The sequence below is a fragment of the Pseudomonas sp. JV241A genome (assembly GCF_900275665.1).
GTDB lineage: Bacteria > Pseudomonadota > Gammaproteobacteria > Pseudomonadales > Pseudomonadaceae > Aquipseudomonas > Aquipseudomonas wadenswilerensis.
This window is the reverse complement of the sequence record NZ_OPYO01000037.1, coordinates 209,777-229,672: the sequence shown is the minus strand read 5'-3', so window position 1 is coordinate 229,672 and position 19,896 is coordinate 209,777. Positions and strand designations below refer to the sequence as shown.

The 19,896-nt window shown below is 62.0% G+C and carries 16 protein-coding genes; 8 read left to right on the top strand and 8 right to left on the bottom strand.

All coding sequences use genetic code 11. The features are described 5' to 3' along the window. Positions 1–3: 3 nt before the first annotated feature. Positions 4–1,563: a glycogen synthase GlgA gene (gene glgA / locus JV241A_RS25910; protein WP_115086889.1), complete on the bottom strand. Its 1,560-nt coding sequence runs from the start codon at positions 1,561–1,563 to the stop codon at positions 4–6. A 301-nt stretch (positions 1,564–1,864) separates the two neighbouring features. Here glgA and JV241A_RS27535 point away from each other — a divergent pair, with 301 nt between their 5' ends. Beyond that, positions 1,865–2,008, top strand: a complete 144-nt coding sequence (locus JV241A_RS27535) for a hypothetical protein (RefSeq protein WP_166675758.1) — start codon at positions 1,865–1,867, stop codon at positions 2,006–2,008. Between the two features lie 11 nt (positions 2,009–2,019). On the opposite strand, the gene JV241A_RS27530 is transcribed toward JV241A_RS27535, so the two are convergent. Then, positions 2,020–2,187: a DUF6026 family protein gene (locus JV241A_RS27530; protein WP_166675757.1), complete on the bottom strand. Its 168-nt coding sequence runs from the start codon at positions 2,185–2,187 to the stop codon at positions 2,020–2,022. A gap of 170 nt (positions 2,188–2,357) precedes the next feature. On the opposite strand from JV241A_RS27530, the gene gnd reads away from it, so the two are divergent. Next, complete coding sequence (gene gnd / locus JV241A_RS25905; protein ID WP_275670898.1) at positions 2,358–3,368, top strand: phosphogluconate dehydrogenase (NAD(+)-dependent, decarboxylating); 1,011 nt, start codon at positions 2,358–2,360, stop codon at positions 3,366–3,368. Continuing rightward, positions 3,365–4,867 carry a glucose-6-phosphate dehydrogenase gene (zwf, locus tag JV241A_RS25900; RefSeq protein WP_115086887.1) on the top strand — a complete coding sequence of 501 codons (1,503 nt, stop codon included), beginning with the start codon at positions 3,365–3,367 and terminating at the stop codon, positions 4,865–4,867. The genes gnd and zwf overlap by 4 nt, the downstream gene beginning before the upstream one ends. Positions 4,868–4,892: 25 nt before the next feature. Here the strand turns inward: zwf and nhaB are convergent, their stop codons facing one another. Next, entirely contained in the window at positions 4,893–6,395 is a 1,503-nt protein-coding gene (gene nhaB, locus JV241A_RS25895) for a sodium/proton antiporter NhaB (RefSeq protein WP_115086886.1), read from the bottom strand. A gap of 158 nt (positions 6,396–6,553) precedes the next feature. Between nhaB and JV241A_RS25890 the strand changes: the two genes are divergently transcribed. Genes JV241A_RS25890 through JV241A_RS25880 form a run of 3 tightly spaced genes read left to right on the top strand, consistent with a single transcriptional unit; the run spans position 6,554 to position 9,261 of the window. After that, the gene (locus JV241A_RS25890; RefSeq protein ID WP_115087123.1) at positions 6,554–7,366 is read left to right on the top strand and encodes a crotonase/enoyl-CoA hydratase family protein; all 813 of its coding nucleotides are present in this window, start codon (positions 6,554–6,556) and stop codon (positions 7,364–7,366) included. A 34-nt stretch (positions 7,367–7,400) separates the two neighbouring features. Beyond that, a complete protein-coding gene (gene nudC / locus JV241A_RS25885) occupies positions 7,401–8,231 on the top strand; it encodes an NAD(+) diphosphatase (RefSeq protein ID WP_115086885.1) in 831 nt (276 codons plus the stop codon). A 31-nt stretch (positions 8,232–8,262) separates the two neighbouring features. Then, positions 8,263–9,261, top strand: a complete 999-nt coding sequence (locus tag JV241A_RS25880; protein ID WP_134065158.1) for a hypothetical protein — start codon at positions 8,263–8,265, stop codon at positions 9,259–9,261. Positions 9,262–9,302: 41 nt separating this feature from the next. Here JV241A_RS25880 and JV241A_RS25875 read toward each other — a convergent pair whose 3' ends face one another. From JV241A_RS25875 to JV241A_RS25865, 3 genes are all read right to left on the bottom strand, one after another. Beyond that, positions 9,303–10,082 (bottom strand): TSUP family transporter, encoded by a 780-nt coding sequence (locus tag JV241A_RS25875; protein ID WP_115086883.1) that lies wholly within the window; start codon positions 10,080–10,082, stop codon positions 9,303–9,305. 202 nt (positions 10,083–10,284) lie between these two features. Beyond that, on the bottom strand, positions 10,285–11,052 hold the full coding sequence (locus JV241A_RS25870) for an SDR family oxidoreductase (RefSeq protein WP_115086882.1): 768 nt from the start codon (positions 11,050–11,052) through the stop codon (positions 10,285–10,287). A 22-nt stretch (positions 11,053–11,074) separates the two neighbouring features. Then, the gene (locus JV241A_RS25865) at positions 11,075–12,142 is read right to left on the bottom strand and encodes a phosphotransferase family protein (RefSeq protein ID WP_115086881.1); all 1,068 of its coding nucleotides are present in this window, start codon (positions 12,140–12,142) and stop codon (positions 11,075–11,077) included. 223 nt (positions 12,143–12,365) lie between these two features. On the opposite strand from JV241A_RS25865, the gene JV241A_RS25860 reads away from it, so the two are divergent. After that, positions 12,366–17,459 (top strand): DUF6543 domain-containing protein, encoded by a 5,094-nt coding sequence (locus JV241A_RS25860; protein ID WP_134065156.1) that lies wholly within the window; start codon positions 12,366–12,368, stop codon positions 17,457–17,459. A gap of 64 nt (positions 17,460–17,523) precedes the next feature. Here the strand turns inward: JV241A_RS25860 and JV241A_RS25855 are convergent, their stop codons facing one another. After that, positions 17,524–17,841, bottom strand: a complete 318-nt coding sequence (locus JV241A_RS25855) for an SCP2 sterol-binding domain-containing protein (RefSeq protein ID WP_028941938.1) — start codon at positions 17,839–17,841, stop codon at positions 17,524–17,526. Positions 17,842–17,897: 56 nt separating this feature from the next. Beyond that, entirely contained in the window at positions 17,898–18,608 is a 711-nt protein-coding gene (locus JV241A_RS25850) for a histidine phosphatase family protein (protein WP_115086879.1), read from the bottom strand. A gap of 196 nt (positions 18,609–18,804) precedes the next feature. Here JV241A_RS25850 and sohB point away from each other — a divergent pair, with 196 nt between their 5' ends. Then, a complete protein-coding gene (gene sohB / locus JV241A_RS25845) occupies positions 18,805–19,824 on the top strand; it encodes a protease SohB (protein WP_115086878.1) in 1,020 nt (339 codons plus the stop codon). Positions 19,825–19,896 lie beyond the last annotated feature (72 nt).

Here is a 19,896-nt window from a genome sequence, read left to right as displayed (position 1 = left end):
GCGTCAGCGTGGGGTTACACGGGCGTTTTCAACCAATTCCTCGTAGAGACGGGCATAAGGCTCGACGGCCTGGCACCAGTTGAAGGGTTGGGTCATGGCCAGGCAACGCATGGCGTTGAGCAGGTTCTGCTTGCCGTACACGTAAAACGCCCGGCTCAGGGCTTCGCGGTAGCTGTCGACAGTGGACTCATCGAACAGAAAACCGGTGACGCCGTTCTCGATAGTGTCGGCCAGGCCCCCGGTGTTGCGTGCCACCGGCAGCGAACCGAAGCGCTGGGCATACATCTGGCTCAGGCCGCAGGGTTCGTAGCGAGATGGCATCAAGAGGAAATCGCTGCCGGCGAACATGCGCCGGGCATCGGTTTCGTTGAAGCCGATGCGCACGCCGATCTGCCCGGGATAGCGCAGGGCGAGTTCGCTCATGGCTTGCTCTTCTTCTGGCTCGCCGCGGCCGATGATCGCGATCTGGCCGCCTTGGCGAACAATGTAGTCGGCCACCCCCAGCGTCAGGTCCAGGCCTTTCTGGTACACCAGGCGCGAGACCACGGCGAACAGCGGCCCGGTCGAGGGCTGCAGCTCGAACAGCGCGCGGACCTGCCGGGCGTTGACGGCTTTGCCCTCCCAGTCGTTGAGGCTGAAGGGGTGGGCCAGGTGCGGGTCGCTGGCCGAGTCCCAGCTTTCGTCGATGCCGTTGGGAATGCCGCTGAGCAGGCCTTGCTGAGCCTTGCTGGCTAGAAAGCCATCCAGCCCGCAGCCGAACGACGGCGTGGTGATCTCTCGGGCGTAGGTGGCGCTGACCGTGGTGATGTGGCTGGAGTAGGCAAGGCCGGCCTTGAGGAACGACAGCTTGCCGTAGAACTCCATGCCTTCCTGCTGCAGGGCATGGTTGGGAATCGCCAGCTCCGGGCAGCAGGCGCGGCTGACCACGCCCTGGTAGGCCAGGTTGTGAATGGTGAACAGGGTCGGGGTCTGCAGGCCGCGCCAGTGCATGTAGGCCGGGGCCAGGCCGGCGGGCCAGTCGTGGGCGTGGACCAGGTCGGGCTTCCAGTGGACCATGCCTTCACCGGCAGCGATTTCCGCGGCGGCCAGGCCCAGGCGGGCGAAGCGGATATGGTTGTCGGGCCAGTCGCGGCCGTTGTTGGCACCGTAGGGGGTGCCTTCACGCTGGTACAACTCGGGACAGATCAGCACGTAGATCACCAGGCCGTCGGCCAGGTCCATGCGGCCGATCTTGCATGGCGGCAGCGCTGCGTGGCCGCCCAGTTCGCCGACCAGGTGGATCGGGTTGTCGCTCTCCAGCACTTGCGGGTAACCGGGGATCAGCACCCGCACATCGTGCAAGTGGCGCATGGCTCGTGGCAATGCCGCCGAGACATCGCCCAGGCCGCCGGTCTTGACCAGGTCGGCGATTTCCGAGGTAACGAACAACACTTTGCGCTTCTTCGATGAATGTCTGGGGTCAGCACCCAGTGCCTTGGCTGTCGGCGTGAAATCCGCTCCAAGCGACTCACGCGTATCCGGGGTGAAATGCTCTACATGAGGTTCGACAGCGGCACTGATCATACTTCTCTCCGTCCCTATGTTGTGCGGGCGTGGGCGCCCGTTGTTGTTTCTCTGCTGATACTTCTCTCTATAAGTGGTCTTGCCTTGCATTCCATGCCCCGAAGCCAAGCGCACAAGCGCTACGCAAGCCGGCGTCCTGCCGACGGCGTGGTGACGATATGGGATGGGTGGGCCGCGTCCGTTGAAGCGGAATCGATGGCCTACTTAGTTCCTGACCTACCGCGATTCCAGAAGTTTCGACTAATTTCAGTCGAGTTTTCCGGGCGATGTCTGGCCGAATACCGAGTGTAGGAGAGATATCGTGAAATATGTGACCCGCTGGTCACTTTTGCTGGCGGGAAAACCTGCAGCATTTGTACCGCAGGTCATGGCGCAAATTCAGCCGCGCGGCAACAGCGAGGAATGGTGGCTGCTGATCAGCCACTGCTGGCCATTCCAACGATAGAGGCGGCGCCGTCAGGCGCGAGCGGGCACCTGGCCGTCCTGCGCTTGCTGCAGCAGCAGGTTGAGCCGGGCGACTTGTTGTTGCAACTGGTCGCGTTCTTCTTTGAGGCGACGCAACTCGTCGCGGTGAACCGTCACGTAGAGGGTCTGGGCAGGCATTTTCGGCAGAAGGGTTCCCATTGCACACCTCGCATAGGGTGGGTCGTTTTTCTAACAGCGTAGCTGCTTGATCGGCGGCGATTCTGAATTCTTTTGTCGGTCATGGGAACTTTTTTGTTTCTGGGTGTCTTGCCGTTCGTCGCTGAACCAAGTGGGCGATGGCTGGACTAACCTTGAAGGCCTGAACCGGCATTTTTCATTCCAGGGGAGCATCGCACATGCAATTGGGAATCGTGGGGCTGGGCCGCATGGGCGGCAATATTGCACGGCGCTTGATGCGTGGCGGGCACCGGATGGTGGTGCATGACCGTGATCGCCAGGCGGTGGAAACCCTGGTCAAGGAAGGTGCCAATGGCGCCCACGACCTTGGCGCACTGGTGGGCAAGCTGGAGAAACCACGCGCGGTGTGGGTGATGTTGCCGGCCGGTGAGCCGACCGAGCAGACCATTGCGCAACTGGCCGACCTGCTGGATGCCGACGATGTGATCATCGATGGCGGCAACACCTTCTACAAGGACGATATGCGCCGTGCCGCCGAGCTGGGCACGCGCAACCTGCACTATATCGACGTCGGCACCTCGGGCGGTGTCTGGGGCCTGGAACGGGGCTACTGCATGATGATCGGCGGCGAAAAGGCCGTGGTCGATCGTCTCGATCCGCTGTTCGCAACCCTCGCCCCCGGGGTCGGTGAGATTCCTCGCACCCGGGGCCGCCAGGGCCCGGCCGAGCGTGCCGAGCAAGGCTATATCCATGCCGGTCCTGCAGGTGCCGGACACTACGTGAAGATGATCCACAACGGCATCGAGTACGGCCTGATGCAGGCCTATGCCGAAGGTTTCGACCTGCTCAAGAGCAAGGGCAGCGATGCCTTGCCGGCCGAGCAGCGCTTTGACCTGAACCTGGCCGAAATCGCTGAAGTCTGGCGCCGTGGCAGCGTGGTCACCTCCTGGCTGCTCGACCTCACCGCCGATGCCCTGGTGGCCGATCCGCAACTGGGTGGCTACAGCGGCTCGGTGGCAGACAGCGGCGAAGGGCGCTGGACCATCGATGCGGCGGTGGAGCAGGCGGTGCCGGTGCCGGTGTTGTCCAGCGCCCTGTTCGCCCGCTTTCGTTCGCGCCAGCAGCAGGGCACCTATGCCGACCGCATGCTGTCGGCCATGCGCTTCGGCTTTGGTGGTCATGTCGAGAAGAACGCCGAATGAGCAAAACACAAATCGAAGCGGCCCCGCCTTGCAACCTGTTCCTGTTTGGCGCCAACGGCGACCTGGTCAAACGCCTGTTGATGCCGGCGCTGTACAACCTGAGCCGCGACGGCTTGCTCGACAAGGGCCTGCGGATCATCGGCGTCGACCATAACGCCGCCACCGACCGTGAATTCGCCGCGCGCCTGGAAGCCTTCATGCGCGAGCGCGACAAGGCCAGTGAAGGCGCCAGCAAGTGCCTGGATGACAAGCTCTGGGCGCGCCTGGCCAAGCGCATCGGCTACCTGACCGGCGACTTTCTCGACGAAGCTACCTACCAGGCCATCGCCGAACGCATCCGCAGCAACCCCAGTGCCAACGCGGTGTTCTACCTGGCCACCTCGCCGCGCTTTTTCAGCGAAGTGGTGCAGCGCCTGGGCGCCGCCGGCCTGCTCGACGAAACCGATGGCTTTCGCCGGGTGGTGGTGGAAAAACCCTTCGGCTCGGACCTGGCCAGTGCCGAAGCGCTCAACGCCTGCCTGCTCAAGGTCATGAGCGAAAAGCAGATCTATCGCATCGACCACTATCTGGGCAAAGAGACGGTGCAGAACATCCTCGTCAGCCGCTTTTCCAACGGCCTGTTCGAAGCGTTCTGGAACAACCACTACATCGATCATGTGCAGATTACCGCTGCCGAAACCGTCGGCGTCGAAAGCCGCGGCGCCTTCTACGACAATACCGGCGCATTACGGGACATGGTGCCCAACCACTTGTTCCAGTTACTGGCCATGGTCGCCATGGAGCCGCCGGCAGCCTTTGGCGCCGATGCGGTCCGAAGCGAGAAAGCCAAGGTCATCGGCGCGATCCGGCCCTGGTCGAAAAACATGGCCCTGAAGCACTCGGTGCGCGGCCAGTACACGGCGGGCAAGCAGGGGCGCAAGAACGTGCCCGGTTACCGCGAAGAGCCGCGGGTCGAGCCCGACAGCAACACCGAAACCTTCGTCGCGCTCAAGGTGATGATCGACAATTGGCGCTGGGTCGGCGTGCCGTTCTACCTGCGCACCGGCAAGCGCATGAGCGTGCGCGATACCGAGATTGCCATCTGCTTCAAGCCAGCGCCCTATGCCCAGTTTCGTGACACCGAGGTCGAGCGGCTCAAGCCCAACTACCTGAAGATCCAGATCCAGCCCAACGAAGGCATGTGGTTCGACCTGCAGGCCAAGCGCCCGGGCCCGGCCCTGGCCATGGAGAACGTCGAGCTGGGTTTTGCCTACAAGGACTTTTTCAAGATGCAGCCGTCCACGGGCTACGAGACGCTGATCTACGATTGCCTGACCGGCGACCAGACGTTGTTCCAGCGCGCCGACAACATCGAGAACGGCTGGCGCGCAGTGCAACCGTTTCTCGATGCCTGGAAGGAGGGCGGCGAGGTGCAGCCCTATGCCGCCGGCGAAAATGGCCCGACGGCGGCGGATGAGTTGCTGGCCCGGGACCGGAGGGTCTGGCACCGCATCGGGTGAAACCCATCGCGGGACAAGCCCGCTCCTACAACCAGTAAGTCACCGCCCACCACCCCAGCCCACCCATGACCACGGTGTAGGGCAGCGCCATCCACACCATCCGCCCATACGACAGGCGAATCAGCGGGGCGATCGCCGAAGTCAGCAGGAACAGGAACGCCGCCTGGCCATTGGGCGTGGCCACGCTTGGCAGGTTGGTGCCGGTATTGATCGCCACCGCCAGGGTCTCGAAGTGCTCGCGACTCATGCCACCGTTGACAAACGCCTGCTTGACCTCGGTGATATAGATGGTGGCAACGAACACGTTGTCGCTGATCGCCGACAACAGGCCGTTGGCGATAAACAGCATGCCCGGCTGCTGATCCGCCGGCAGCGCCAGCACCCACTGGATCAGCGGGGTAAACAGCTGCTGCTGGTGAATCACCGCCACCACGGCAAAGAACACCACCAGCAGCGAAGTAAACGGCATGGCGTCCTGGAACGCGCGGCCCAGGCGGTGTTCGTCGGTGATGCCGGTAAAGGCGGTGATCAACACGATCACCAGCAGGCCGATCAGGCCGACTTCGGCCACATGCAGGCCCAGGCCGATGATCAGGATCAGCGCCGCCAGGCCTTGCACCACTAAGGCGGCACGTTGATGAGTCGTGCGCTGGGCGTCGTCTTCGGCGGCATAGGCGGCCAGCACTTGGCGCACGTTGTCCGGCAGCAGGGTGCCATAGCCGAACCAGCGCAGTTTCTCCAGCAGTACGCAGGTCACCAGGCCGGCGGCCAGCACCGGCAGCGACACCGGCGCAACCTTGAGGAAGAACTCGGCGAAGTGCCAGCCCATCTCGTGGCCGATCAGCAGGTTCTGCGGTTCACCCACCAGGGTGCACACACCGCCCAGGGCCGTACCGACGGCGCCATGCATCAGCAGGCTGCGCAAAAAGGCGCGGAACTGCTGCAGGTCGTCACGGTGCAGGTGAGCGATCTGCTGGTCGCTGTCCAGGTCCGAGTCTTCCCGCGGGTTGCCGCCGGAAGCGACCCGGTGATACACCGAGTAGAAGCCCACCGCCGCGCTGATGATCACCGCCGTGACCGTCAGGGCATCGAGAAACGCCGAGAGAAACGCCGAGAGAAAGCAGAAGAGCAAGGCCAGCAGGGTCTTGGACTTTACCCCGAGCAGGATGCGCGAAAACACGAACAGCAGCAGGTCTTTCATGAAGTAGATGCCGGCGACCATGAACATCAGCAGCAGGATCACCGGAAAGTTGTGCTGCAGCTCTTCATACAGCGCTTGCGGCGTGGTCATGCCCAGCAGCAGGGCTTCGACCATCAGCAGGCCGCCGGGCATCAGCGGGTAGCACTTGAGTGCCATGCCGAGGGTAAAGATGAACTCGATCACCAGCACCCAGCCGGCCACCACGGGGCCAAGGGTGAACAGCAGCAGGGGATTGAGCAGCAGGAACAGGCACAAGGTGGCCTTGTACCAGCGCGGCGACTGACCGAGAAAATTGTGGGCCAGGGCGCCGGCCAGGGAGCGGGACATGAAAATGTATCCTTATGATTCAACAGCTGGGCAAAGTGCCGCATGTGCGAAAGGAGATCAAGGTAAAAGTCCCGGTTTTGGCACAAGCGCGGCCTTGGCGCCGACGCCCACCTTGTTATAGTCCTGCGATCAACCTCGCCGCCATCAAGGAAAGCACCGTGACTGACTACCAAGCGTTCAAGGTCGAACTGATTCACCACATCGCCCACGTGCAGATCAACCGCCCGGAAAAGTACAACGCCATGAACGCGGCGTTCTGGAGCGAAATCGTCGAGATCTTCCGCTGGATCGATGAAACCGACGAAGTGCGCGCGGTGGTGATCAGCGGCGCGGGCAAGCATTTCTCCGCGGGTATCGACCTGATGCTGCTGGCCTCGGTGGCCAACGAGCTGGGCAAGGACGTCGGCCGCAACGCACGCCTGCTGCGCCGGACCATCCTGCGCATGCAAGCGTCGTTCAATGCCGTGGACAACTGCCGCAAGCCGGTGCTGGCGGCGATTCAGGGCTATTGCATCGGCGGCGCCATCGACCTGGTCTCGGCCTGTGACATGCGCTACTGCAGCAGTGACGCGCAGTTCTCGATCAAGGAGGTCGACATGGGCATGGCCGCCGACGTCGGCACCCTGCAGCGCCTGCCACGAATCATCGGCGACGGCATCATGCGCGAGCTGGCCTACACCGGGCGCAATGTCGCGGCTGACGAAGCCCTGCGCATCGGCCTGGTCAACCGGGTGTTCGACACGAATGAGGCGCTGCTTGACGGAGTCTTTGCCATTGCCGCTGAAATTGCGGGAAAATCGCCGCTTGCCGTGGCCGGCACCAAGCACATGATCAGCTACATGCGCGATCACCGCATCGACGATGGCCTGGAGTACATCGCCACCTGGAACGCCGCCATGCTGCAGTCCACCGATCTGCGGGTGGCGGTTGCCGCCCACATGAGCAAACAGAAACCCGAGTTCGCCGACTGACGCCCGGCGGCGAACCCCCGCAAGGAACCGCACGATGTCAGCGCGCTGGATCACCGCAGTACTGGATACGAACATCAGCGGCGGCTGGGCAGTAGCCCGCAGCAGCGAAGGGTTCCTGGTCGATGACAATGGTGCGCTGTTCCCGCGCGACTGGCTCAGGCGTCAGGAACTGGACGTACTGTGCGAGCACGGCATTGGCCATTTCGATGGCCAGCCGGTGTTCCTTCTCGAGCTGCGCAGCCCGCAGGCGGTAGCGGGCTGCAGCTGGCGCGGCTTGCGTCAGTTCATGCTCGAAGGCGACTTCGATACCTACAAGATCCTCGGCTACGCCGCGCAGATCGGCACCTGGGCCCGCGAGCACCGCTTCTGCGGCAGCTGCGGCCAGCCCATGGCGCAGATCCACTGGGAGCGGGCCATGTACTGCGCGCCGTGCGAGCTGCGCAGCTACCCACGCATCTCGCCGAGCATGATTGTGCTGGTCACCCGTGGCGATGAAATCCTCCTGGCCCGTTCTCCACGCTTTGTCACCGGCGTGTACAGCACCTTGGCCGGTTTTGCCGAGCCGGGTGAGTCGGCTGAGGATTGCCTGGTGCGCGAGGTGCGCGAAGAGGTGGCGATCGAGGTGCAGAACATCCAGTACGTCGGTAGCCAGTGCTGGCCGTTCCCGCATTCGATGATGCTCGGCTTTCATGCCGAGTACGCCGGCGGCGAGATCATCATGCAGGCGGACGAGATCGAGGACGCCCAGTGGTTCCGGGTCGATGCGCTGCCGCCGTTGCCGGCGGGGCGCTCGATTGCCCGTTACCTGATCGACTTGTACGTGGCGCGGCGCTTGGGGTTGCAGGAGCCGGTGCTGCTCAGCTGACACAAGCTGACAGGGAAAGTATTCCCTCTAGGTGCCTGGACCCTATCAGAAGAAACTGCCCGACTTTACTAACCAGCCGGGAAAGATCGTCGTGGAGTTGAATCCAGCAGCCAGCAGCTACAGTCATTCTGTTGACCTTCAGGCAGAGTCGCCGGGCGCTTATGAACTACGCGAGCAGCTGGAGCAGGCTTGCGTGGCGTTGGGCGAGGGCCGGGGTTCACGTCCCGAGGCCTATCAAAATCTATTGGCGTTTCTGGCGGCAAGTATCAGCGAAACGCAAATGTCGTCAGAACAGCAGGCGCTGGCTGAGCAGATACTGTATCAGGCAGGGCTCTCTGGCACTGACGCCAACCCCTTCGAACTGCTACCCCGACTTCTGCCCCGTAACGTGTCGGCACCTGCGCAGGAGGGGGCGCCTGAACATCAGCTTGGGGTGGCGGTATTTGAGGACAGCGATCTGGGGGCGTGCGTGTATTTCGATCGTACCGGCGGCGCGGACGCGTTCTCGGGTGCAGATGCCCTGTTGGAGAGCTTCCCCTGGGAGCTTGAAGTCCGCCCATCGCCACCGGGTAATCCATTCAGCGCACTGCTTGATATCCCGGTCCAGCGCCTGGAGCGGCGCAATGCGGTAATTATTGAAAGTGGCCGCCTTCTGCTGGGCCCTGATGAGGGGTGGGGAGCGATTGAGCGAAAAGGCCAGGACAACATGCTTGCTGAGCTGACGCAGCTTGCACAGGCTTTCAGAATGGACGAGCGACAACTCAAGGCCGCTGTGCCGGAGTTTCTGCTTGATGCACAAAGCGAGTGGCAAGGGTTCTTCAGAGAGGAGCATCCCACGCGTTTTCGCGAGCATGACGCAGTCTTCAACGAACGCTTTGAAGACCTTGAAGCAGCCCAGCCCCATCTGGAGGACGGGCTGTACCGTTTTTATATCGAGCAGTTGAGCTGTGACAAGGCCAAAGACGAGATCGACGTGTTCAAACAGTTGGTGATCGATCATTTCGCCGGTGTCGAAATTACCCGCCTTTGATCCAGCGCCTGCCTATTGCATTCAATGGGCGGGCGCAGGGCTTACACCTGCCCGAACCAATGCTGCCACGCTAGACGCACGGTCAATGCCAGCACCACGGTGATGAACACCGGGCGGATGAACTTGCTGCCGCCGCTGATGGCGGTGCGCGCGCCGAAAAATGCGCCGACCATCAGCGCCGAGCCCATCGACAGACCGACCAGCCAGTCGACCTGGCCGGAGAAGATGAACACCGACAGGGCTGCAGCGTTGCTGACGAAGTTCATGCTGCGCGCCACGCCGCTGGCCTTGACCAGGTCGATGGGGTAGAGCAGCAGCGTGCTGACGGTCCAGAACGCCCCGGTGCCGGGGCCGGCCACGCCGTCATAGAAACCCAGGGTGAAGCCCTGGGGGATCTGCCACTTCTTTTTCACCGGCGCGTCGGCGTCCAGCGGCGCCTTGGGCGTGCCGCCGAACAGCAGGTACACGCCGCAGAGGAAGACGATCACCGGCAGCATCTTGTTCAGCCATTCGGCTGGCAGGTAGTGGGCCACCACCGCGCCAATCAAGGCGCCGATAAACGTGCCGACCAGGGCGTGGCGCCATTGCGCCGGATGGAACAGCTTGCGCCGGTAATAGGTGAACCCGGCGGTGGCCGAGCCGAAGGTCGAGCTGAGCTTGTTGGTGCCCAGCACCAGGTGCGGTGGCATGCCGGCGGTGAGCAGGGCGGGGGTGGTGAGCAGGCCGCCGCCTCCGGCAATGGCATCGATGAAGCCGGCAACGAAAGCGACGGCGGCAAGAATCGCGAGGGTGGTGAGGTCTACGCTGAGTTCGAAAGGCATGGTCTGGGCTTAATCGACTGGGCGCAGAAGGGCTGCGCCGAAGGGTCGATATGGTAATGGAGATCGAGGCCGTCTGTCAGGCGCCTCATCGATCCTGAAGGCAGCCGCGAACGTGTGGGAGCGGGACTTGCCCGCGATCGAGCGCGAAGCGGTCGTAGGCTGCAATGGCCTCATCGCTGGCAAGCCAGCTCCCACACGGTACTCAGGACAAAAACCCACCATCGACATTCAACGCCACACCGGTGGTATAGCTCGACGCATCACTGGCCAGGTACAGCACCGCGCCGGCCATCTCCTTCGGATCGGCCACGCGCTTGAGCGGGATCTGCTGCAGGGCGGTGTTGAGGATCGCATCGTTCTTGACCAGCGCCGAGGCGAACTTGGTGTCGGTCAGGCCCGGCAGCAGGGCGTTGCAGCGGATACCGAACGGCGCGCATTCCTTGGCGAAGACCTTGGTCATGTTGATCACCGCCGCCTTGGTCACCGAGTAGATACCCTGGAAGATCCCCGGCGACACGCCGTTGATCGAGGCGACGTTGATGATGCTGCCGCCACCGTTGTCGCGCATCAGCTTGCCGGCTTCCACCGACATGAAGAAATAACCGCGGATGTTGACGTCGACGGTCTTCTGAAAGGCGCCAAGATCAGTGTCCAGCACATTGCAGAACTGCGGGTTGGTGGCAGCGTTGTTGACCAGGATGTCCAGGCGCCCGAACTGCTCGCGAATGCCGGCGAAGACTTGGCCGATCTGCTCCATCTCACCGATATGGCAGGCAACCGCAGTGGCCTTGCCACCGGCGGCGATGATTGCATCGGCAACCTGCTGGCAGCCCTCGAGCTTGCGGCTGGAGACGATCACATGGGCGCCTTGCTGGGCCAGCAGGTGGGCGATGGCTTCGCCGATGCCGCGACTGGCGCCGGAAACGAAGGCGACTTTGCCGTCGAGGTCGAACAGGTGAGTCTTGGACATGGTCTTTTCCTTGTTGTAGTCGTCAGAGTGGGGACTTGGCGATGACCTGCAGGCTCATGTGCTCCAGCAGCTTGTTCATGTGAATGAACTGGGCGAAGCGCTTGTCCTGGGTCTGGCCGTGGAAGAACCGGTAGTAGATCTGCTGGACAATGCCGGCCAGGCGGAACAGGCCGTAGGTGTAATAGAAGTCATAGTTGTCGATTTTGATGCCGGCGCGTTCAGCGTAGTAGTCGACGAACTGCTGGCGGGTCAGCATGCCCGGGGCATTGCTCGGTTGGCGGCGCATCAGCTGCACCGGCGCCGGGTCGTCGGCTTGAATCCAGTAGGCCAGGGTGTTGCCCAGGTCCATCAGCGGGTCGCCGAGGGTGGTCATTTCCCAGTCGAGCACACCGATGATGCGCATGGGGTTGTCGGCATCGAGGATGACGTTGTCGAAGCGATAGTCGTTGTGCACGATCGCAGGCTTGGGGTGATCGGCGGGCATCTTCTCGCGCAGCCAGGCGATGACCTTTTCCCAGCGTGGCGCATCCGCGGTCAGGGCTTTTTCGTAGCGGCTGGCCCAGCCTTCGATCTGGCGTTGCACATAGCCTTCGGGTTTACCCAGGTCACCCAGGCCGCAAGCGTTGTAGTCCACCTGGTGGAGTTCGACCATGCGCTCGATGAAGCTCTTGCACAGCGCCTCGGTACGCTGCGCATCCAGGCCCAGCTCCGGTGGCAGGTCCGAGCGCAGGATGATGCCCTTGACCCGGTCCATGACGTAGAACTCACCGCCGATCAGCGCCTCGTCGGTGCAGTGCACGTAAGCCTTGGGGCAGTAGGGGAAACCGCTGTTGAGCTGGTTGAGGATGCGAAACTCGCGGCCCATGTCATGGGCGGATTTGGCCTTGTGGCCAAAGGGTGGCCGACGCAGTACGAACTCGCGCCCGGGGTACTGCACCAGATAGGTCAGGTTCGAGGCGCCGCCAGGGAACTGGCTGATGCTCGGTGAGCCGCTCAGGCCCGGGATGTGCGCCTTCAGATAAGGGTCGATCACCGCAGCGTCGAGTTCTTCGCCGGGGCGGACCTGGGTGGACTGGTCGGTGAGCGTCATTCGTTTCCCTTATGATCGGTGGGGCGGATCATTGGCAATTTAATAGGTTGCCCATCCCCTAACAAGCGTTGCCCAGCTGTTATAGACCGCTGTGTTGCGCTGCGATCACTGTGCCTGATGTGCCTGCGCCGCCATGACCGGCAAGGCTACATATATCTAACGCACCGAAGCGGGCGGGTTGAATTCAACTGGCCTATCCCAAACCGCTGGAGTGACGTACACCATGACATCCTCTCACCCTAACGTCGCCTTTCTACAGGCGCGCGTCCCCTCCTGGATCGCGCGGCTCAAACGCTCGGAGCTGGCGGCCATGCTGCCCGACAGTGCAACCTCCAGCCAGCCGCAATGGTTGCGCAGCGCCTCCCGGCCAATGCGCAACGCCTTGCATGCCAGCCAGGCCCGCAGCCATGCTTCGCGCCACGAAGCTGCCCGGGCCTTCGCCGACCTGCAAAGCGCCTATGAATTTTGCGAACCTGTACTTGAAAACTGGCTCCAGACCCGCTTCAACGTGACTGTTGATATCCTCGAGGCTCGTTTTGTGAGGCGCACCGCCGGCTTTCGAATTTCCAGCGTTTCGCTGTTCGAGGCAGCGTTGAAGAACTTCAGCCGCGATGAACTGAGCGCGCTGGCCAGCGACAAGACCAGCGTGCTGACCGCAACCGACAGTGAAGCTCCCTATCCTGACCTGCTCTCGATCTCTGCGGCTGATTTCGCTGAGGGTTGTCGCGAGCTGGACCTGGGCAAACGCTATCAGGAACACCTGGAAAACGTGCTGCTCATGGGCGGCGACAAGGATGTTCTGCGCAGCAAGAAAAAGACCGCTATGCGCGACCTGATGGAGGTGCAAGCCAACATTGCCCGTATCAGGGACGATCTCGACGAACAGGGGTATGCAACGGTGCGGGCGTTGCTGAGACAGTCCGCTGACGCACCGGCCGATGCGCCCCTGAAAGTTGCCTTGGCCCAGGGCAATGTTTTCGACGCCAGCCTGTGTACCCGTCTGGCGCTGTTCGGTGTGGCGTTGACGCAGATCGTGATCATAGCGCCTTCCACAGTCGACTCGACTGAGATTGTCCCCTGCATTGTCTACATCCCGGGCGATCCGCTGCATCCGTTCAAGCAGTATGCATCGCTCGAGGCCTTCAAGACTGACCTGATCAGTCGACTGGCGGATCGGGGGTTTCGGCGGTTTCTCGCCAGCTTTGCCACAATCAAGGAACGGCCAGGTTTTCTTGACCTGCTGGTGGACCCGCAAAGTCTGCGCCGTGCCCAGCATTGGCAGCAGGTTGACGTACGCCGCGAGCTGTTCGATGTGCTCTATAACGAAAGCGTTCAGTACATCAAGGATCAGTCTCGTGCGCTGGTGGTGAGCAGTCAGGACTGTGATGAGATGCTTCGTGGTGATCTGGACGCAGGCTACAACACCACTTTGGCGGTTCTGGGGGGCGCGACGCTGTTCATGCCCGTGATGGGGGTAGCCTTCACTGTCGTTCTGGCGGCAAAACTGCTGGCGAGACTCTTCCATGGCGCCGATCACTGGAATGTAAGGGTGCAGGAGACCGGGCAAGCTTTCTTGCGCGCGATCTTGCTCAACGCCGCGATTGCCGATGGCGAAGAAGAGGATGAGCTGACGGTGCCTTCAGCCATGGCCCGCCTGGTTGTGATTCGCCTGGACGATGGCCGTGAACAGCTATGGCATCCCGACCTGTTGCCTTATGCGCAGGACGTGCGCTGGAAGAACCAGTTGGCGCCGAACCGTCAGAACGGAATCTATGATGCCGACGGTAAACAGTGGGTACGGATCGACAACGATATCTACCAGGTCGAGAAAGACACCGAACTGGATAGATGGCGAATCCTGTCGCCCAGGGACCCGTCGTTGTTCCGCCCGGTGCTGGAACATAATGGTCAGGGCGCCTGGCACCATGTGATGGAGCAACCGCAACGCTGGAGCAAAGCGACCTTGCTGCGCCGCCTGGGAACTGTCGTTGAGCGGTTCGCAGCAGCAGAACTGCAACTGCTTGGCGACATCAGCGGCGTGACGATCGATGAACTGCGTCAGGTTTTCCGAGACGACCTGCCACTACCTATCGTGCTGCACGAAACGCTGTTGCGCCTTGCCGCGGATCGTCAGGTGCTGGGTTTGATCAGCCGGGCTCGCCGGGGAAGCCTGCTGGCTGAGGACTACTCGCCCGTCGTGCAAATTCTGGTGAAGCTGCCGAACTGGCCACCTGGTAAAACCATAGAGCTCTATGACAGCGTCGAGTATTGGGGGGCGCCGTTACAAGTGCACGGTGATGGCCAAGAAGGGGTAGAGCCCTTGAAGGTGTCTCGCGCTGATCTGCAGCATAATCGCCTGATCGACCGGGTAGTCGAGGTGCTGGCGGATGCGCCACGGCGTCGACGTGACCTGAGCGACGACGAGGAAGAACCGCAGGAGGGTAACGCATCCCGGTGGGCTTCAGTGTGCGCCGACCTGGCGAACGGCCTGGAGCGCGTGCGTCGCGCCCTTTTCGAACAGTTCTACCACCATTCTGCGCCCTCCTTGCTGGATGTACCGGTGGATGACGAGCAGGTACTGATGACCTTGCAGCGACTGTTCCCCGGCTTGACCCGGTCGGTAGCGGCGCAGGTGCTACGTACGGTGGATGTACGCGAGCGAGCACTTTGGCAAGTCAGACAAGAGCCATCCATGGAATTGACCGAGCGTGTGGTGGAAGTCTCGCGCCGTGTTCGGCTGAGTCAGGCTTTCACCGACTTCGAGCTTGGCTATCTGCACAACGAAGACACCCAGCGACTGGCATTGAGCCTCCTGGAGTATCTACCCGGCTGGCCTGGGCAATTGCGCCTGGAGTTACGTGAGTCCACCCGCACTGGCCGCCTGGTAGCGAGCGTGGGCGAGGTAAGCGCAACCAACAGCCGTGTGCTGGTGCGCACCGAACAGAACTGGCACCTGTATGACGCCGGCGGCCTGGGCATTGGTGCCAGCAGCGCACGCTATGGGTTTTTTGCCGGCCTGTTCGCCGCTTTGCCGGCACTCACGAGAAACGCCTTGCCGACCTCCATGGCCAGTGCCGAAGCGTTGCGCCGCAGGCTGCGTGACCTGGCGACCGAACAGCCGGAGCGCGCGCGCAGGCTGCTGGGGATCGCGGCACCGCCGCGCTGGCTTGAAGCCAGTCTGCCGGCTGTGGCGGGGCGCCGGGCCTACCCGGGCCATAGCGTGATCAACAGGTTGTTCGGCTCGCGCACACTGCAACAGCGCCTGGAAGCCATGTTCGTCGACGACACGCCCGAGCAGATCGCCGTGCGGTTTGAGCGCCTGACCGGCAGTCAGGAGCAGAGTGAACAAGCCGTGGCAGCGCTTGAGCGAGCATCGATTGCATTCAGCGTTTCACTGGACAACTGGGTAGAGGGCCGTGCATTCGATGTCGTGCTGCACGGGCATGACCAGCATTACTGGGTGAGGAGTCAGCAACGCCAGCAAATTGCCCAACTGCTTAGCGCTGCGTGGCGCTTTCGCGCGGTCGAAGATCGGGTTATCAGGCTGCCATCGGGCGGCATCCAGTTGCGTCTGAGCGGGCTGGCGCTCGACAGCCTGCCAGTATTGAACGGCGAGCTGGCGGGGGTGGAGATTCTGGTGCTCAGCGCCCTGGACATCACCAGCATTCCCGATGGATTTCTGCGGGCGTTTCCCAATCTGCGCGACCTGCAGATCGAAGGTATTGCGCTGCAATCCTTGCCCACCGACATCGGTCAGTTGCCGGCGCTGGAGTATCTGCTCCTTACCTGTCCGGGTATGAGCCCCGAAGCCTTGGCGCCATTGCGCCACTCAACCAGTCTTACAGCGTTGTACATCGAGTTTGCCACACCTGCCCCGACGCTCTGGACCACGGAGCATCTTGCGGCACTGGCTGCCATCGATACCCTCAGGGAGTTGTCCATTTTTGCCAGTCAGGCCCGGTTCGAAGCTGGGGCATTGGCGTCGTTGGTGCAGTTGCACCGACTAATGCTGATCAACAACCAGATCACCCTCGACGCCGACACCGCGGGCCAGTGGCAGGGTTTGACCCGCCTGCAGCACCTTGACCTCTCCGGCAACCCTCTGGGGAGGGCGCCTCAGCTGGGCAGCCTGACGGGGCTGCAGCGATTGCGCCTGGACCAGACCGGGATCACCGAGTGGCCGCAGGGCCTGGAAACCTTGCCCTCGTTGACCCTGGTATCGCTGCTGGGTAACCATTTCACACAAGTCCCGGCGGGGGCTGGGCGGGTGCCGGGATTGAGGCTGACGCTGCCGTACCTGCCGCAGGCTGAACGCGCCAGGGTGGAGGGGGAAATGATCGCAGCGGGCAACCCCCATCGTGCGATGGAGTGGGCGCAGCACGAACCGGTCATGAACCTGGTCGAAGGTGGTAATGCTTTGCAAAGAGTCAATTGGCAGATCATGCGCGAGAATCAGGGCGTTGGCATGCGTCTGCTCTTCGATGTCCTTGAACGCATGAGTCGTACCGAGTCCGCCTGGCTCAACCGCGATGCATTCTTGCAAACAGTGCATTCTCTGTTTGACCAGATGTATGAGCGGCAGGTGCTGCGCGAAGCGATTGGTAGAGCCGTGGTGCTCTACACCAACGAGGCGCGTGATGACTTCTACATCCTTGACCAGGTGCTGGAGTACGCGCAGGCGCAACGAGCCATCCAGCAGAGGGGGGACGCACGCAGCGTATTGATCACTCAAGGGCGTTTGCGCGGCCGCTCGCGCGCCTTGTTTCGTTACGTCGAGGCGCATTTTCATGAGTGGCGCCAGCCTGGGCGGGCAATCGAACTGTACGAGGTGTTCGAGGACTTCCACTTCAGGTTGGCCCAGCGTTTGCCGATGACCCTGCCATTGCTGGGGCGGGCGATTCGCACCCCCCACGACTGGATCACAGAGACCCACTTGCAAGCGGCGCTGGATGCGGTGTCGAGCAGCGAAGCCCGTGAACTGGGCAATTGGCTTCGCACTGAAGGCTACTGGGCCGGCTACCTGCGAGCGGTGTTTGCAGAGCGTTATGGGTTGCTCAATGAGCGCGCACGAATGGCCAGGGATTACCTCAATGCGCTGGCTGAAGGGCGCGAGCAACCAGAGGCGCTGGACGATGAAGTGAGAGATCTGCTGGCGATGGCCATGCAAGTGCAGCCGGCATCGGTTGCGACGGTGGCTCATGATCCTGAGCGTATGACGCAATGGCGTGACAGGTTGGAGACCCTTGTCGGTCAGCAGCGTGCAGCGCTGTCTGTGACATTGACCGAGGAAGTCATCACACCGGTGGCGCCGGCCTGACACTGCGATGTACGGCAAAAAAAAACCGAAGCCCAGGCTTCGGTTTTTTATCGCTGCAAGCCGATCAGGCCGGGAACAGCTCGCTCAGTTTCATCGACAGCATCATGTCGCCTTCAACGCGCAGCTTGCCGCCCATGAAAGCCTGCATGCCGTCGGTGTCGCCGCTGACGATACCCTTGAGGGTTTCGCTGTCCAGCACCAGGGTGCAGTTGGCGTCGGCGTTTTCGCCTTCCTGGATTTCGCAGGTGCCATCCTTGACGATGAGGGCGTAGTGCTTGTCTTCGTCAGTGATGTTGAAACCGAAAACCAGGTCCAGGCCGGCGGCAGCGGCTGGGTTGAATTTGGCTTTCATCGCTTCGACGGCTTTTGCTACATCGCTCATGGTGTGTTCCTTATTAAGTGATTTGCGTGACGGTTGAGGTCACAACGAGCCGGGGTTCATCGGTAGGTGATGAGCTCCGGCGCCTTCAACAGCTGCACATGGGCCTGGCTGTTGAAGGAAGCCAGGGCCACCTCGCGGCCACGAAACTTCAATTGGCTGAGCGAGGTGTTGATGATCTGCCAGTTCAGCTCGAAAGCCTGGCCGGCAGTGATACGGGTCACCAGGTGGAGCAGGGCGGCGATGGTGCCGCCCGAAGTAAAGATCGCAATGTTGTCGCCGTTGCCGGCCTGTTGCAGCACCCGCTGCAGGCCGCCGTCGACACGCTGGACAAACCCCTGCCAGCTCTCGGCGCCTTCGCAGGCATGTTCGCCAGCGTGCCAGCGCTGCACCAGCAAGGCGAACAGGCGCTGGAACTCGCTGCGGTTCTGCGTGCCGTTGCGCAACACGTGCAAGGCCTCAGGCTCGTCCGGCAACAGGCCGGGCAGCAGGCCGCGGATTACACCATCGGCATCGAATTCGTTGAAGGCGTTGTCGGTTTCCAGCGCCGGTACCGCAGCACCGGCTGCCTGCAGGCGTGCCAGGGCCAGGCGCGCGGTATCCTGCTGGCGGCGCAGGTCGCCGGCCAGGCAGCGGTCCAGGCGCAGGCCCAGTTGCGCCAGATGCTCGCCGAGGGCCTCGCTCTGGCGCATGCCCACGGGCGAGAGGACGTCATAGTCGTCTGCACCAAATGAAGCCTGGCCATGTCGAATCAGGTAGATACTGCCCACGTCGTCCGCCTGCGCTAAGGATGAGCCGAGGTTAGGTTGCCACCGTCGGGCTGTCAACGAAAAAACATACAAGCGTTTGAAAAGAGCGTTTGAACTGCATTGCCGAACATTTCCTACGCTGGCAGGGGCAGGGCGGCCTCGGTATGCTTGACTATCGGTTCGCGCCGTACGGGCGCAGGCATGTTAAGGAGTTACTGTGGAGTTTCTTGCAGAGTACGCAAGCTTTCTCGCCAAGACCGCGACCCTGGTGATCGCGTTTCTGATTGTCCTCTCGGCGATTGCCGGTTTGCGCGGCAAGGGCCGGCGCAAGGGCGGCGGGCAGTTGCAGGTCAACAAGCTCAACGAGTTCTACAAGGACTTGCGCGAGCGCCTGGAAAGCAGCCTGCTGGACAAGGCCCAGCTCAAGGCCTTGCGCAAGCAGCAGGCCAAGGCCGAAAAACAGCAGAAGAAAAAGCCCGAAGAAAAAAGCCGGGTGTTCGTCCTCGACTTTGACGGCGACATCAAGGCCTCGGCCACCGAGAGCCTGCGCCATGAAATCAGCGCCGTGCTGAGCCTGGCCACGGCCCAGGACGAGGTGGTGCTGCGCCTGGAAAGCGGCGGCGGCATGGTTCACAGCTATGGCCTGGCCGCTTCGCAACTGGCGCGAATTCGCCAGGCCGGCGTGCCATTGACGGTGTGCATCGACAAGGTCGCTGCCAGTGGTGGTTACATGATGGCCTGCATCGGCGACAAGATCGTCAGCGCGCCGTTTGCCATCCTCGGTTCGATCGGCGTGGTGGCGCAGTTGCCCAACGTCAACCGCCTGCTGAAAAAGCACGATGTCGACTTCGAGGTGTTCACCGCCGGTGAATACAAACGCACCGTGACCGTGTTTGGCGAGAACACCGAGAAGGGCCGGGAAAAGTTCCAGGAAGACCTGGATATCACCCACCAGCTGTTCAAGGATTTTGTTTCGCGCTATCGCCCGCAGTTGCACATTGATGATGTGGCTACCGGTGAAGTCTGGCTCGGCGTTGCGGCGCTGAACAAGCAACTGGTCGACCAGTTGATGACCAGCGATGAGTACCTGAGTCAGCGAGCCCGCGAAGCCAACCTCTACCACCTGCACTTTGCCGAACGCAAAAGCCTGCAGGAGCGCGTCGGCCTGGCGGCCAGTGGTTCGCTCGAGCATCTGGCGGTCAAGCTCTGGAGCCGTCTCAGTGGGCGTCTTTGGTAACCGGAAACCCCCGCGGCGCGCAATGCGCAAGCATTAATTAGCACCCAGGTGGTGCTGCCGGCAGGTCTCCTA

Excerpts from the sequence above, each read along its gene's own strand:
- glgA (WP_115086889.1), bottom strand. The coding sequence starts at position 1,563 with ATGATCAGTGCCGCTGTCGAACCTCATGTAGAGCATTTCACCCCGGAT.
- JV241A_RS27530 (WP_166675757.1), bottom strand. The coding sequence starts at position 2,187 with ATGGGAACCCTTCTGCCGAAAATGCCTGCCCAGACCCTCTACGTGACG.
- zwf (WP_115086887.1), top strand. The coding sequence starts at position 3,365 with ATGAGCAAAACACAAATCGAAGCGGCCCCGCCTTGCAACCTGTTCCTG.
- nhaB (WP_115086886.1), bottom strand. The coding sequence starts at position 6,395 with ATGTCCCGCTCCCTGGCCGGCGCCCTGGCCCACAATTTTCTCGGTCAG.
- nudC (WP_115086885.1), top strand. The coding sequence starts at position 7,401 with ATGTCAGCGCGCTGGATCACCGCAGTACTGGATACGAACATCAGCGGC.
- JV241A_RS25875 (WP_115086883.1), bottom strand. The coding sequence starts at position 10,082 with ATGCCTTTCGAACTCAGCGTAGACCTCACCACCCTCGCGATTCTTGCC.
- JV241A_RS25870 (WP_115086882.1), bottom strand. The coding sequence starts at position 11,052 with ATGTCCAAGACTCACCTGTTCGACCTCGACGGCAAAGTCGCCTTCGTT.
- JV241A_RS25865 (WP_115086881.1), bottom strand. The coding sequence starts at position 12,142 with ATGACGCTCACCGACCAGTCCACCCAGGTCCGCCCCGGCGAAGAACTC.
- JV241A_RS25860 (WP_134065156.1), top strand. The coding sequence starts at position 12,366 with ATGACATCCTCTCACCCTAACGTCGCCTTTCTACAGGCGCGCGTCCCC.
- JV241A_RS25855 (WP_028941938.1), bottom strand. The coding sequence starts at position 17,841 with ATGAGCGATGTAGCAAAAGCCGTCGAAGCGATGAAAGCCAAATTCAAC.